This is a genomic window from Acinetobacter sp. BY419, from assembly GCF_019038395.1.
Lineage (GTDB): Bacteria > Pseudomonadota > Gammaproteobacteria > Pseudomonadales > Moraxellaceae > Acinetobacter.
Map to the genome: position 1 here is coordinate 51895 of NZ_JAGFXZ010000016.1, position 14238 is coordinate 66132.

The window sequence follows — 14238 nt, forward strand, 5'->3', positions numbered from 1 at the left end:
ACCCCGCTATAACTTAGTGGGGTTTTTTATTGAGATATAAGATGGCAAAACCACGTATTTTTGTAAGTTCAACATACTATGATTTAAAACATATAAGGGCATCTTTAAGCTTATTCATTGATTCATTAGGCTATGAATCAATTCTATTTGAAAAAGGACAAATTGCTTTTATTGGAGATGATCCATTAGATATTTCTTGTTATAGAGAAGCCGAATCAGCAGATATTTTTGTATTAATTATAGGAGGTCGCTACGGCTCCATTATTAGTAATGAACCCAAAATCAAAGAAAGCACTCAATACACAGATTATAATAGCATTACAAAGAAAGAATACGAAACCGCTCATAACAACCACATTCCAACTTATATTTTAGTTGAAAAAGGCGTATATGCTGAATATCAAACCTTTAAAAACAATCGAAATAATGATTCAATTAAGTATGCCCATGTTGATAATATAAATATCTTTAAATTAATTGATGATATCCATAATAAACCAAACAACAACCCCATTTTTTCCTTTGAGAAATACAATGAAATAGAAGAATGGCTAAAAGAACAATGGTCTGGATTATTTAAAGATTTCTTAGTTAAACGAGGGAATTCAAAAAAATTTGAATCCCTTCAAAGTCAAATTAGACATCTTGAAACACTGAATTTAACCTTAAAAAATTATTTAGAGGTTTTAATCAATGCAGATAATAAACTATCTAAAAATGATATTATTAAAGCTGAAAATGAGAAAATCACTAGGGCACATTTTATAGAACAATTACATCAATTATTTATATTTAGTTATCTTTTTAATGGAGAAAGTCTCAATTATAAACAACTCGATACTTTAATTAACCTTATAACAATCTCAGACTCTCCAAAAGAATTTATCAAAAGATTGATTCAAAGCGGGCTACCCATACATGATCAAATTTATAATTTAGCGTTAAATCATGTTGATAATAAAAATTATTCATTATTAAATGACCTAAATGAATTAAGATCTCTATTATCATTAAGTTTATGGTCATATGATTAGTTTATTGGTTCCACAATTCATCTTAAAAAATTTAATTTCAAAACTCAACAGTAAATTATATTGTTCTACTTTATGAACTGAATAATACTCAGATGTCATCTAGCCAACTTATCATCTATTCCCTATACTCATCTCAACAACACTCAACAAGAAAGAATCATATGAAATTTAAAGCTCTTATTTTGACTGGTCTTGCGGGTATTGCTCTTTCAGCGTGTACATCTGCACCCAAAATTCCACAGCTTCAAATTGGTGTCTTGCAGGAAGTACAAAACCTCGAGGTTGTACCTGCGACCACCAACAACAAGGCAAAACTGACCAAATTCCTCGACAAATGCGTGATTGAATTTACCGGCAATATTGGCAATAACCGTGTCATTGAACAGTGGTCATTTAAAGGCATGGCCCTGATAGATGCCGGCTCTGCAACTTTCCAGCGCGATGGCACCAGCAGCGCACAAAAATTTAACCTGCACGATGCTGGCGTACAAAAGAACTTTGTCAGCTTACGCGAACATTTTGCCAAAGATGCACTGACACAATGTGACTAAAAAATATGGCCCTGTTTTTAATATAGCTTTTCATATAAAAACAGGGCTATTTATTTTGCTAAAAATCAATCCAACATTCCTGTTTAATATCTACGATCCTCTCTTTTAAAATTACAATATTCCGCCACAATTCGACCTGAAAGCCCTGCTCCCTTCACAGGATATTCATTGTTTTTGACTTATTATCCGTTACACTGAAAAACAAACTCAGGCCGCACTCAGACGAATTCGAGGTCGATGCATAATGAACATCAAAACCCCCATTATTTTAACTACTGCTTTAATGCTTTCTGTTCCGGCATTTGCACAAACCACGACTCAGCCCACTAAACCGGTGAAGCCTTATGGTGAAAATCCGAACCTGCTGCATGTCTTTGCTTATAAAGCGCAGGAAGGCGTAGTGAATACTGCCGAGAAAGTGGGTGAAGTGACTGAAAAAGGCATTGCCAAAATCAAGCCGGGCGTCGACCGGGCCTGGAGCAATACCAAATCTGCAACCTTGGATACCCTGCAAAAAGTAGATCAGGGTGCAACTCAGGCAGCCCAACAAACCGGTCAGAAAATCCAGCAGACCAAAGAAGTCTGGCGCGGTAATTCACAGCAGGCAGCACCGATTGTGCAGCAGCCTTTGAGTGAGTCCTCTGCACCTCAGCAAACGACAACACCACAGATGCAGCCTCAATCTGGTTCAGGCTCAGCCACCAGTTATGCAATCACTGATCTATAAAAAAAGCCCGTGACGGGCTTTTTTATTGTCAGAGCATAAAACAGTTATCTTGTTATCGACTTGATCTATTCATTGACCTGACGAATCGGCTGACCCTGTTTAAATGCTGCTACATTTTCGACCATCTGATCCACAATACGTTGCCGTGCATCGACACTGCCCCAGGCATTATGTGGCGTCACAATCAGGTTTGGAATCGTAGGGTCCAGTAGTACATTGCCCTGCTTCGGTGGCTCTACCGTTAGAACATCCGTCGCTGCCCCGGCAATCTTGCCTGCTCGCAACGCCTCAGCCAAAGCGGCTTCATCGACAATGCCACCACGCGCACAGTTAATTAAAAATGCACTGGTTTTCATTGCCTCCAGTTCAGCATGACTGATTAAATGTCGGGTGTCTTCGCTAAGTGGACAATGCAGACTGAGAAAATCAACTTGAGCAAGCAGCTCGGCAAATGGCACACGGGATGCATCCACTGCACGGTTTGGCAGCGCAGCAATCAAAACTTTCATGCCAAAGGCCTCGGCCAGTTTAGCCACCGCATGGCCCAGTTCACCATAACCCACGATGCCCAGGATTTTTCCGGCCAATTCAACAATCGGTGCATCCAGCAGACAGAACTGGCTGGCCTTTTGCCATTCGCCCTGTTGCAATGCACGTTGATAACTCAGGAATGAAGTCGCCAGATTCAGCATCAGCATAATCGTATGCTGTGCGACTGCCGAGGTGCCATAAGCCTGACAGTTACACACGACGATACCGCGTGCTTTGGCCGCCTCAAGGTCGACATTATTGGTGCCGGTTGCCGAGATTAAAATCAGTTTAAGCTCAGGGCATTGCTGAATCGTGGCAGCATCAATCACTACCTTGTTGCTGATAATGACTTCAGCATCGGCCACACGGGACATAATCTCGGCAGCCGAAGTCGTGGGATACAAAACCAGCGGATCAAATGCTGCATGCAGTGCCTGAAAGTCCAAATACTGCTGGTCTAAAGAAGCATAGTCTAAATAAACGGCTTTCACGGCTGTTCCCTCAATCCTGTTGACAATTTATTCCTGTCATTTAAAACAGGTCATTCAGGCTTTTCAACCTTTTTCAGCCGGAAAGGATTAATCCAGCGGTTTATCCATGTGATTACGTAGTGACTTGCGGATCCGATACACCACATATACTGACAGGATAATCATAAAGATAATGGACGCACTGACCATGATCACCGCAGGATGCACACTTCCTGCATGTGCCAGATTCGGCAAAGCCAAACCGAAGATAAAACACACTTGCATCATCCGAGTTGCTTGCATGATAGAGATCCCCTTCTTCGCTTCAAACATCGGGAGCGATATAATTAGTCTATTATTTTTACCGCTTTTCTCTATATTATGCCAAGCTCATCACATGTCAAGTATTTGTTTTTTATAAATAATTTTAGTTAATTTGTTTCACTCTGTGTCACAAACTGCGTATTTTTGTCACTAGCCTCAATAAAAGCAGCAGCGCCATATTCATTGGTGCTCAGATTCAGCTGCTTATAGCTAAATATATAAAAATCGCTATAACGCTTCATTAAAATCGGGTGCATACCGACCGACAAGGCATCATTTTCTTTGACAAGTTTCATGATATGACGGTCGTTCATTACCACCAGATAACGCTCATCATTCAGATTAATGCTCAATAAACCATTGCCTTTGGCATAAATTGGAATCAGGAATTTATGATTCAGGGCAATCGCGCCTTCTGCATAACTTTCTATTTTATGGCTAATGACATTAAATACCAGACCATGTCCATACTGGTCCAACAGCAACTGACGGTTTTCCTGCGGTAAATTCACATGAATGCCGAGCTTGAGCAGGTCATGCTGATCGACCTGTTTATTTTGCAACAGTTCCCGCAGGATTACCTGTTTCTGGCTGGCATCAAAAAACTGGTTATCCAGTTGCAGATCATTGTTTTTCAGGATCTGCCCTAAAGCCATCCGGTGTCGTGGCAAGACATTTTCAATCACCTTGCGGTAATAGAACTTGCTGTTTTTCTTGACCCTGCGCATTTTCTGGTAAAAATAGCGAGGCTCATAGTCATGCACTAAAAAGTCATACAGCAGCTCGGAACTGGCCAGAACTGCAATCGCATCATGCCCGGTAAAAGGCAGATGCAGCACATGATGATGCGGAATCAGTGTTTTTAATTTCAGATAATGCGCCCGATCTTCGGCACAGTAGGGATCATAAACAATAATATATTCGCAAGCAGGGTCGATATCCTTGGCCTCAACCCGCATCCCGGCATTCAGCTCTGGCTGATAGAACATGTTGTAGCGGGCATCATGCACATCTTCCGGATCAATTGAATATTGCGGCACCATCGCCACTACCCGTTGTACGCCCAAGGTACGGGAATATTTAATCGCGGCATAGCCCCCCATTGAACCACCATAGGCAATCCGTTGCTGGAACGGTGCAATAAGTTCTGCAACTGCCTGCAACATGTTCCACATGGAACCTTGCGGAAACCAGGATTTATGCTTGGGCATAATGCCGAGCACGTTAAATTCAAATTTCGCCAGTGACTTTTCTGCATTGATGTTGAGGCCCTTGGCACGGGTAATCAAATCGCCAAATGAAAAAATCAGTTCTGAAGAAGATCCCGGCATAAAAATCGCGCGTATATGTTCATCTTCAAAAACAATCTGCTTGTCCATAACTTTCCCGTGCTGGTAAATCGAACCCTTCCACAACAATTCAATCAATGAACGCTGTCAAAAAAGTGAATATGCTATTTTATATCGATCAAAAAGATTAAAAAGCGCAAAATATGACACAATCATTACATCCTGCAGCAAAACGGGGTTTTAGTAGGTCTGCTGAGCTATATCAGCAAGTACGTCCCGATTATCCGGCAGAAATCAGCCAGTGGCTGAACGAGATGCTGGGTTTAGCTGCAGATGCGCATCTTTTGGATTTAGGCAGTGGTACCGGCAAATTTATTCCCTATTTACGTCCCCTCAGCAGGCACATCATTGCTGTTGATCCTGTTCCGGAAATGCTGGCTCAATTAAAAATGGCTCATCCGGACATTGATGCGATTGAAGGCGTTAGCCATCAGCTTCCCCTGCCTGATCATAGCCTGAATGCAGTATTCTGTGCACAGTCATTTCACTGGTTTGCCAACGCTGCCAGCTTGAAAGAACTAGATCGGGTGCTTAAACCGCATGGTTTTTTGGTCTTAATCTGGAATCAGCGCGATACTCGGGTGGACTGGGTTCAGGCCCTCGCTGATTGTATTGCACCCTTAGAAGGTGATGCCCCACGCTTTCATAGTGGTGCCTGGCGCGAAGTCTTTGCACAGCAAACACTATTTCAGCCCTATGCAGAAACCACAATGACCCAGCAACAGCACGGTCCCGTGGAGCAGGTAGTATCCAAACGCTTGCTCTCGACCAGTTTTATTGCAGCCATGCCCACCGCGCAGCAAGTTCAGCTCAAATTACAATTTGAACAGATCATCCAGCAATATACAGCCAAGCACTCAGAAGAAATGATAGATTTTCCTTATATCACCCATATTTATGTGTTCAAGAAAAGTACTTAAAAACAGGAGGCGATCATGCATAAAATCCCAGGAATGACACGAACGGCGCTGTTCGCCGTGACCATGCTGCTGATGGCATGCGATCAGAAAACTTCCGAAACTCCAACTGAAGCGACAACAGATAACATGGCTTCGGATCAAGTCATGAAGGAACTCAAAACCGAACCACTCAAAGATTTTCCAAAAACTGCCGATGATCCACATGATATTGCCGTACTGACGGATTACGAAAAACGCTTTCAGGAGATGAGCAGTGATCTGGAAAAAGAATTAAACAGCATGCGCAATGATGAAAATATGACAGCAGAATTTGTCCAGCAACGTCAGCGTGATCATGTAAAGTCAGCTCTGAATATGCTGAAAGCTTTAGATCTAAAAACCGAACAGGGCCGTTATATCCAAGGCATGATGTATCAATACTGGGAACATCAGGACAAACTGCTCAATAGCCCACAGACTCAAGCTGCCACCGTGAATGAAGCCAGTGAGAATGTAAAAGGGCTAGGGAAATATCTGCATGCCCAAGAGCAACTGGAACGCTGGCGTTTACAATACCAGGATCTCGCCAAGCAAGAACCATCTTCCAAGAAAGTTGAGCAATGACAGATGATTAAATATTATTATGCAGTTGGGATGAAATCCAAAAATCATCCCTTAAACTGGACTGACAGCTTTAAAGCATGAATCATGTAAAACCTGATCTGCCGAGCCTGAAGGTCAGCATAAACACTCGCTCATTCTGACCAAACAATGACTTAATGCGCTCTCAGAAACTGATGCACGCCCTCAGCTGCAGCACGACCTGTGGCAAAACAGGCGGTCAGCAGATAGCCACCGGTGGGTGCATCCCAGTCCAGCATTTCTCCGCAGAGAAATACACGCGGGTTAGATTTCAGCTGTAGCTGTTCCGATAATACTTCACGCTTGACACCACCTGCACAGCTGATGGCCTCTTCAATCGGGCGGAATCCTGTGAGTGGAATGGTCAGATTTTTAATCTGCCTGGCTAATTCAGCAGAATCTTGCCATAACGACTTGGCTACCAATTCCCGCACCAAAGCCGCCTTGGCACCCTCCAATCCGGCTTTACGCCAGACATTGCTTAAAGACTGCTTCTTACCCGGCTGTAATTTTTTCGCCAATTGCTCTACGCTTTGGTCAGGAAAAAGATCCAGACTAAGCTGCATTTTTTGGCCCTGTTTAAGTTGTTCACGCAAACCCCGTCCCTGCTTATAGATCAGGCCGCTTTCCAGACCATAATGGCTGATCACGATATCGCCGATGGTCTTTTCACCTTGTTCGACCCATGCTGCAACACGTTTCAGCGGCTGACCAAAGACTGGCTGCATAAACGCAGACCACGGATATTCCACCCCAGCATTACTGGCCTGAAAAGGCTCAATTTCATCCGGGTTTAGCCAGGCTTGCCATGCCCCGTCACTGCCCAGTTCCGACCAGGACACTGCGCCACAAGCCAGAATGATGGCATCAAATTTTTCGGTACGATGTTCCTTGGTTTTTAAATCATAGAATTCGAGATGTTGCTGATGCAACTGGCTGACTTTGTGCCGGTAATGAAACTGGATGCCATGACTGGCCAAACGCTTGAGCCAGGCACGCAGCAAGGGCGCAGCTTTCATTTCAGTCGGGAATACCCGGCCGGATGAACCGATATAAGGCTCAATACCGAGCTGTTTCATCCAGTTTTGAATCCAGACAGCGTCCCACTTTTTGACCCATGGGGACAACCACTCTGCCTGATCATAACGCTGTACAAACTGCTCCACAGGCTCGGCATGGGAAATATTCAGGCCGGTTTTACCTGCCATCAGAAATTTACGTGCAGCAGACGGCTTTTGCTCATACACATGCAGCTCATAGTCAAACTGGCTGAGGACTTCTGCTGCCATTAAGCCTGCAGGACCTGCGCCAACAATAGCAATGCGTTTGCTCATCTGATTATTCCGCGACGCTAGCATTCTGCCCTTGCAAAGGCTGAAAATCATCAAAGCGCGTCATATAGCCTTCAGGCTTACTGATGATTAGCTGCTGGCATAGTTCACCGCGCTCCAGATACTTAATCTCAAAATGGGTACGCGCCGAATCTGAAGCAATCACTTCCTTAATGAAAGGCAGTTTCCAGATTTGCTGTACCTGTTGTTCTGCTTCTTCGATATAGGCAGGAATATTACTGGCCAGGGTAATGGTACCACCCGTTTTTAAGCGGGAAAGCATAAACTCAAAAAATGGCATATTGACCCAGCGCTGTGCCGGATTATGCGGTTCAGGATTTGGATACAAAATAAAAAATTGTTCTACTTGTACAGGATAAAGTGCATGCACGATCCACGGCAAAGCATCTGCATGAACGGTCTGCAAATTGGTTTGACCTTCAACAGCATGCTGTTTTTGCATCGCCAGAAATTTTTCACGGGTGCGTTCAATCGCAATCAGTTGACTGTCGGGATTGTTCTTGCTGAATAACAAGGCATGTTTACCTTTACCCGCCCCGACTTCAACGCAGACCGGTTCAGGACTGATGCTTTGAAAATCACGGGGCGCATGCATACGCTGTGCTTGAAATTGACGAATCGGCATAATCAGATCAAACTAATAAAAACCGCATAAGTCTAACAAGTGCGGCTATATTTGCCTAATCGAACCTTTATTTTTCTTTGGAGTTGCCTCATGCCCACTACTTTAAACTGTCCGCGTTGTGGCAAACTGACCACTTGGGAAGATAATGATTTCCGGCCTTTTTGCTCAGAACGTTGCAAAATGATTGATCTGGGTGCTTGGGCCAATGACGAATATAGCTTGCCTACTCAAGATGCACCGCAAGCTGACAATAGCGAAGAATAAAATGATGGGTTATCTTGAATAATCAACCACCCCATCAGCTTGATCTAAGGTTAATCCAGTCCAGTGATTAACCTTAAACACATAGAATAAAAATATTTTCTTTGTTCTTTAAATAAAAAAATCCATGATCAATCCTAGCATCTGATTCATTTTTTAGGGGATATATTTATTCTTATGTCTCAATTGAACATGTCTATATATTTTACTTCGACCCAAAATCTTGCAAAACCATTCATTCATGACTAGTGAAAAAACCAATTATTTATCAATAAAAAACAATAACTAATATTTTTATACTATACTCATATGAGAAAAATACCCACAGATTTTTGTTTAGCATTGCTGTTCAAATAATGATATATCTGGGTAATCACGTGTAATAACAATAAATAGTAAAAAATTATTCATACAGGAGAAAGCAATGGGGCTTTGGTGCTTAAAAATCCTATTTTTTATATGTATTGGTTTCAGCCTGATAAGTTTGAGCTTTGGAATTTATCTTTTCGATCTGGTTATTATTGCAATTGGCATTTTACTAATTCTTGCTGCCCTTCTGATTGTTCTAGAAATAAAACACTCCTATAGCGGGCCATTTCATCGGGATTGATGCAGCCGACTCATCAATCCCGTGTTCAAACTTTTAACCCGATTTACCTGCAACAAACGGATTATGCTGCTTTTCAAAACCAATAGTACTGATTGGTCCATGTCCTGAAATAAATTGGGTCTCATCCGGCAGGCTAAAACATTCACGCTGAATAGAATCTAATAACTGCTGATGGTTGCCACGCGGGAAATCAGTCCGGCCAATCGAGCCTTTGAACAATACATCACCTGTCCATAATAAGGCATAATTTTTGTTATAGAACATAACATGACCCGGCGTATGTCCCGGGGCAAAACGCACTTCAAATTCTTCATTGCCAAGGGTGAGTACTTCACCGCCTTCCAGCCACTGGGTCACTTCGACTTTTTCCGGAATCGGAAAACCGTAACGTGCGGACACCTCCTGAATCATGTCGAGCCAGAATGCATCGTCCTTATGCGGCCCAATCACCGGTACATCCCAAGCCTTTTTTAACGCACCTACAGCACCCGCATGATCCAGATGACCATGAGTGAGCCATAAGGCTTTAACCGTCAAACCCAGAGCTTCAACTTCAGCTTTTAGCTTGTCAGGTTCACCCCCTGCATCAATCAAAATGGCTTCTTTAGTGTCCGCATCCCAAACGATGGAACAGTTTTGCTGAAACGCAGTAACCGGAACAATTTTGACTTGTAACATAGAGTGAAAAACCTCGGGCAAGTTAATGGGCAAGCGTCTGTGTCAATGCATCCAGATTAGCCTGAAGCAGACAGTTGAGCAACTGCAAATGGTCTTCACGGCTATTTAATGCAGGTATATAACGATAGCTTTCACCGCCCAGAGATTTAAAAGTTTCGGCATTTTCCATGGCGAGTTCTTCCAGCGTTTCCAGACAGTCCGCGGAAAATGCAGGACTCATCACTTGAATTGATTTCACCCCCTGTTTGGCCCAGTCTTCCAGCAAAACATCGGTATAGGGCTTGATCCATTCCTGCTTGCCAAAACGTGACTGAAAGCTGATGGCATATTGATCTTCATTTAAACCCAGGGTTTCAGCCACAAGCTTGCCTGTGATCCGGCAACGCTCGGCATAGGGATCGCCTTTATCGGCATAGGGCTGAGGAATGCCGTGGAAAGACATCAGCAGTTTTTCCGGCTGACCATGCACCGCCTGATAATCACGTACGCTTTGAGCCAGTGACTGGATAAATAAGGGATGTTGATAATAATCCCGGATGACGGTCAAACCGGGCAAATTGCGCTGTTTAACGACCCATTTCGCTACTGCATCATATAAAGGTGCGGTCGAGGTGGCTGAATATTGTGGAAACAATGGAAATAGAATCACGTGTTCTTGCGGCTGTTCAGCTACTTTTGCGAGAACATCCTGAATATTCGGATTGCCGTAGGTCATGGCAGGCACCACATTCAGTTCAAACTGCGGATAAAGCCGAGTTAAATGTGCCTTGACTGCGGCGACCTGCTCAAACAGAATTTCACGCATTGGCGAATCCTGTCCCCATACTTGCGCATAGGCCTGCGAAACCCGCTTTGGACGAAATGGTAAAATGAATAAGCGGAGAATGATTTGCCAAATCGGTTTGGGAATTTCAATCACACGCTGATCAGACAAAAACTGCTTGAGAAAACGGCGTACCGCTGGAACCGTAGGTTCATCTGGTGTGCCCAGGTTTGCCAATATAATCGTCACTTTCGCTTTAGCAGGAGAATACATTCAGTTCGTCCGTCAGGATATCAACCCCTGTACTTTAACAGCTTTTTATTTATTCTCTCTATGGATTAATACGCTGACTTATATTGAAAAGTGCGATCTAAATCCAGCAAGCTGCTGTCCAGCAACTTCTGCGCTTTTGCAGTAATCTGCCACAGCATGCGCTGCCGATCATCACGACCAGATGGCACAATCCAGTCATTCTGGCGCATTTGAATTTTTAAGCTATGCAAGGCACGAATATTCATCTGGGCACGTGCGACTGCATGCGCACGTGGCATATGCACCCGGGCATCGCTCAACCCGGTTTCATTCAAATATTCATTCATGCGTTTCGAAAAAAACTCTTCAGGCGTCGGATTGACAAAGGTGGAACCCAGCAGCGCCAGCAATTGTGCCCAAGTCAGTTTTTTCTGAACCTTGATTTCCTTGAAGTTACCATCCTGATAGGCATGCATCCGGTATTCAAACGAAAAAACTTCATGCATAGCCACTTTGGGCAGACTCAGGAATGGGTCGACTTCTGCAGTTCCACCATCACGTTCCAGTTGTGCCACTCTGGCTTTCAGCTGGTCAATCTCGTCATGCAGTGCCTGGGTATTTTGCGGACGTACCCAACCGGTCACCGGATAACGTTCCAGCATTTGCGGCATGTTAAAACGCACCGCCATTTCCAGATCGCGCAGGCTGCGGTAAGTAAAGACCTGATCTACTTCCTGTTGTAGCAGTTGACGGAATTCCTTAAATTTTTCCTGTAATTCCGGTTTGGCATCATGTAATGCACTTTCACGTGAAGCCGGATCCTCATGCATAAATACAATAATCGGTTTTTGCTTGGTGACCGCATAAATATATTCGAGATGCATATAGCCAACACCGGATACCGACTGCTCCCCATACTGGCTGCCCAGCAAAATCACCACATAATCGCAGTCATCAATCTGGCGGCGTGAAAATGCAGTATTCAGCGGTGTACGCTGTTCCAGTCCCCACGAGAAAAACCCCATTCCCACCAGTGTTTGAGCCAGAATGATGCGCTCCGGTTGCATTTCTGCCCCAGAGGTTGAAATGAACACTTGGTACCGTTTATCCAGCATGGGCTATCCTCTTCTCCTGTACATTTGGGTAAAAAATGCATAAATACATGCTCCTTTGCCCAATATGGCCACCCCAAAATAAAAATATCTTTCTTTTAAATTATAAAAATGAGTTTTAGACTGTACTCATATTACTGATCTGCCATTTTAAATCGGCCGGAATCAGGTGCTGCAAAATCGGTCGGAGCTGTTCAGCATTCTGTCCGCTCACGACCAGTTCAATTTTCACGCTTTCTTTAGACTCATGCTCAAATAATAACCCATTTTTAATTAAAATTCGGGCCGTTTGTCTTGCAACTGCGAATCCTGAGTCAATTAATGTCAGCTTTTGACCAAAAATATACTGAATTGACGGTTTTAGGAAGGGGTAATGTGTACATCCCAGCACTAAATAATCAGCGCCCTGATCTACAACCGGTTGTAAAATCTCTCTTAATATCTGCAGACAGGCTTCACTCATCTGTTTTCCAGCCTCTACAAAAGGCACCAGATCCAGACTGGTCACAGGCAGCACTTTGACTTGGGCCGGTTCAGCAAAACGGGAAATAACATCTTTAATCAGCTTACCGCGGAAGGTCGCGGGCGTGGCCAGTACCGCAACCGTTTTCGATTGGGTATTCAGAACGGCCGGTTTAAGCGCGGGCACCAGACCGATAATCGGAAAGTTTTCACCATAATGCTCACGCAGATAATCCAGACTAAATGCAGAAGCGGTATTGCAAGCAACCACTGCAACCTTGCAACCCTGACGATACAGCCATTCAATCGCCTGAGCCGTCAGGGCACGAATTTCCTGATCCTCTCTCGGGCCATAAGGCACATGCGCAGTATCTGCATAATAGACAAAGCGCTCATTCGGCAGATGGCGGGCAATTTCTAGCGCAACTGACAAGCCGCCTACGCCGGAGTCAAAAATACCAATCGGCGCATCTGCCGTGGCATTGGGCATTGGGTCTAATAGCTGGGAAATTAGTTGAATAGCGCTCATAACGTTGCAGGTGGCTTGTTTCAAAACTCTAGCGACCAAGCTTAAACCTCAGGTGCTCAAATGCAAGTCTAAATCACCACTTTTCAAACTTAAAACAGTTTCTCCTGTTGGATTTTCACCAAGTTCGCCCATCTCCACCAGATGTAAAAATGCAGCACGCTGGATCAGGGCATTGATCCCAAAACGGACATGCACATAAGGGCGCAACTCGCCTTTATATTCACGCATAAAAATCGGATGGTCGGCATCCACAATAATCATGTCCTGTGTTGTCGTGCCCAGTCGCAGATAGGTCATTCCATTGATCTCGACCTGATCGACCTGATTGACAAATAAGGGTTCATCTTCAACTTCAATTTCAATCATTTCTACCGGTGTTTTTAGATAGAATTTATTGTTTTCTTTCCAAAGCACTGTTGCAAACAGGTCAATCATCGGTTGACGCTTGATCAATTGACCTTCGTGCCACCATTCTCCATTGGCTAAAACCTTCAGATCCATTGCGCCACAATGCTTTGGCTGCCATTGTTCCAAAGGGGGAATTGACCTTTTGTGACTGCCCTGTGCATCTTTTAAGTATTGTGCGATATCTATTAAATTTTTATCATCGGGATAAGTTACTTTTTTCGTCGGATTTGTGCTGGGTACTGGCTTATCCATAGAAGAAGACCTTAATGACGGAAAAATAATATGTTTCAGCCAATTGGCTAAAACTCGGTTTAAAACTATACTAGCCCAGATTATCAAAGACACCAGTATTTTTGTGTCTAGGAACCACGAACACTCATGGCAGCACCCAATCATCCGGTTATGGTTGCCACCGAATAGTAATATGAGGAGTCCTACATGGAACACATCGAACGTGAATCGATGGAGTTTGACGTCGTCATCGTAGGCGCAGGCCCTGCGGGTCTTTCTGCTGCGATCAAAATCCGTCAACTTGCAATTGAAAACAACTTAAATGATTTGTCCGTTTGTGTCGTAGAGAAAGGCTCCGAAGTGGGTGCACATATTCTTTCTGGTGCGGTGCTTGAACCGCGTGCCATGAATGAACTGTTCCCGGACTG

General features: G+C 43.8%; 17 protein-coding genes. 7 read left to right on the forward strand and 10 right to left on the reverse strand.

Annotated elements, in window-relative coordinates:
• The first annotated feature begins 41 nt into the window (after positions 1-41).
• The 3 genes from KUG37_RS08115 (at position 42) to KUG37_RS08125 (ending at position 2312) form a co-directional block, all read left to right on the forward strand.
• On the forward strand, positions 42-1034 hold the full coding sequence (locus tag KUG37_RS08115; RefSeq protein ID WP_216935134.1) for a DUF4062 domain-containing protein: 993 nt from the start codon (positions 42-44) through the stop codon (positions 1032-1034).
• A gap of 161 nt (positions 1035-1195) precedes the next feature.
• Positions 1196-1585 carry a hypothetical protein gene (locus tag KUG37_RS08120; RefSeq protein WP_216935132.1) on the forward strand — a complete coding sequence of 130 codons (390 nt, stop codon included), beginning with the start codon at positions 1196-1198 and terminating at the stop codon, positions 1583-1585.
• Between the two features lie 244 nt (positions 1586-1829).
• Entirely contained in the window at positions 1830-2312 is a 483-nt protein-coding gene (locus KUG37_RS08125; RefSeq protein ID WP_216935130.1) for a hypothetical protein, read from the forward strand.
• Positions 2313-2377: 65 nt separating this feature from the next.
• On the opposite strand, the gene KUG37_RS08130 is transcribed toward KUG37_RS08125, so the two are convergent.
• The 3 genes from KUG37_RS08130 to KUG37_RS08140 form a co-directional block, all read right to left on the reverse strand.
• On the reverse strand, positions 2378-3334 hold the full coding sequence (locus tag KUG37_RS08130; RefSeq protein ID WP_216940349.1) for a 2-hydroxyacid dehydrogenase: 957 nt from the start codon (positions 3332-3334) through the stop codon (positions 2378-2380).
• An 87-nt stretch (positions 3335-3421) separates the two neighbouring features.
• The gene (locus KUG37_RS08135) at positions 3422-3619 is read right to left on the reverse strand and encodes a hypothetical protein (protein ID WP_216935227.1); all 198 of its coding nucleotides are present in this window, start codon (positions 3617-3619) and stop codon (positions 3422-3424) included.
• A 125-nt stretch (positions 3620-3744) separates the two neighbouring features.
• Positions 3745-5016 (reverse strand): hypothetical protein, encoded by a 1272-nt coding sequence (locus KUG37_RS08140; protein WP_216935126.1) that lies wholly within the window; start codon positions 5014-5016, stop codon positions 3745-3747.
• 113 nt (positions 5017-5129) lie between these two features.
• Between KUG37_RS08140 and KUG37_RS08145 the strand changes: the two genes are divergently transcribed.
• A complete protein-coding gene (locus KUG37_RS08145) occupies positions 5130-5906 on the forward strand; it encodes a class I SAM-dependent methyltransferase (protein WP_216935125.1) in 777 nt (258 codons plus the stop codon).
• A 15-nt stretch (positions 5907-5921) separates the two neighbouring features.
• Entirely contained in the window at positions 5922-6509 is a 588-nt protein-coding gene (locus tag KUG37_RS08150) for a hypothetical protein (protein WP_216935123.1), read from the forward strand.
• Positions 6510-6661: 152 nt separating this feature from the next.
• Here the strand turns inward: KUG37_RS08150 and KUG37_RS08155 are convergent, their stop codons facing one another.
• Entirely contained in the window at positions 6662-7861 is a 1200-nt protein-coding gene (locus tag KUG37_RS08155) for a TIGR03862 family flavoprotein (RefSeq protein ID WP_216935121.1), read from the reverse strand.
• 4 nt (positions 7862-7865) lie between these two features.
• Positions 7866-8510 carry an SAM-dependent methyltransferase gene (locus tag KUG37_RS08160; RefSeq protein ID WP_216935225.1) on the reverse strand — a complete coding sequence of 215 codons (645 nt, stop codon included), beginning with the start codon at positions 8508-8510 and terminating at the stop codon, positions 7866-7868.
• Positions 8511-8594: 84 nt separating this feature from the next.
• On the opposite strand from KUG37_RS08160, the gene KUG37_RS08165 reads away from it, so the two are divergent.
• Positions 8595-8768: a DNA gyrase inhibitor YacG gene (locus KUG37_RS08165; RefSeq protein ID WP_216935119.1), complete on the forward strand. Its 174-nt coding sequence runs from the start codon at positions 8595-8597 to the stop codon at positions 8766-8768.
• 640 nt (positions 8769-9408) lie between these two features.
• Here the strand turns inward: KUG37_RS08165 and KUG37_RS08170 are convergent.
• The 5 genes from KUG37_RS08170 to KUG37_RS08190 all read right to left on the reverse strand — a co-directional run bounded on the left by KUG37_RS08170 (position 9409) and on the right by KUG37_RS08190 (position 13831).
• Positions 9409-10053 carry an MBL fold metallo-hydrolase gene (locus KUG37_RS08170; RefSeq protein WP_216935117.1) on the reverse strand — a complete coding sequence of 215 codons (645 nt, stop codon included), beginning with the start codon at positions 10051-10053 and terminating at the stop codon, positions 9409-9411.
• Positions 10054-10075: 22 nt separating this feature from the next.
• Positions 10076-11089: a ferrochelatase gene (hemH, locus tag KUG37_RS08175; protein WP_216935115.1), complete on the reverse strand. Its 1014-nt coding sequence runs from the start codon at positions 11087-11089 to the stop codon at positions 10076-10078.
• A gap of 65 nt (positions 11090-11154) precedes the next feature.
• A complete protein-coding gene (locus tag KUG37_RS08180) occupies positions 11155-12183 on the reverse strand; it encodes a DUF4062 domain-containing protein (protein WP_216935112.1) in 1029 nt (342 codons plus the stop codon).
• Between the two features lie 115 nt (positions 12184-12298).
• A complete protein-coding gene (gene murI / locus KUG37_RS08185; RefSeq protein ID WP_216935111.1) occupies positions 12299-13171 on the reverse strand; it encodes a glutamate racemase in 873 nt (290 codons plus the stop codon).
• Between the two features lie 48 nt (positions 13172-13219).
• Positions 13220-13831, reverse strand: coding sequence for a DUF1285 domain-containing protein (locus KUG37_RS08190; protein WP_216935109.1), 612 nt, complete (start codon positions 13829-13831; stop codon positions 13220-13222).
• A 186-nt stretch (positions 13832-14017) separates the two neighbouring features.
• Here KUG37_RS08190 and KUG37_RS08195 point away from each other — a divergent pair.
• Positions 14018-14238: NAD(P)/FAD-dependent oxidoreductase (locus KUG37_RS08195; protein WP_216940350.1), on the forward strand; the 221-nt coding region annotated here is incomplete at its 3' end.